Raw genomic sequence first — 495 nt, forward strand, 5'->3', positions numbered from 1 at the left:
CTTGACCGATTACATAAGATTACGTAAAGTGTGCAACAGTTTTCATAAATTGGTAAAACCAATTTACCTGATAACTGATTGCATCTAAAAAAGTGGCAATCCTTATTCGAAAAACATCTATTACTCAACACATCGCATCAAACCGCCATTGATTGACGGTTATGGTGCCCGTTGCCCCAAGGATAATCCCATGGCTCTCTTTCTCAGTATTTTTCCCATTGTGCTGCTGATCTGGCTGATGGTTAAGAAAAACAGTATGCCGTCCTACGTCGCGCTGCCGATTACCGCCGCGCTGATTTATGCCATCAAACTGTTTTATTTCGGCAACGACGCTATGTTGCTCAACGCAACAGCCGCGTCCGGCCTCGTCTCTACCCTGACCCCGATTACCGTGATTTTCGGTGCCATTATGTTTAACCGCATGATGGAAACCACCGGCTGTATCGACGTCATCCGCAAATGGCTGGCTACCATCAGCCCGAATCCGATTGCCCA

1 protein-coding gene is annotated in these 495 nt (G+C 46.7%); it reads left to right on the plus strand.

Annotated features, from left to right (window positions below; all coding sequences use genetic code 11):
- Positions 1 to 190 precede the first annotated feature (190 nt).
- Positions 191 to 495, plus strand: a 305-nt coding sequence (locus ACTHSP_RS21690; protein WP_440346968.1) for an L-lactate permease, incomplete at its 3' end; no start/stop codon positions are given.

The organism is Neisseria sp. P0001.S005, assembly GCF_051963715.1.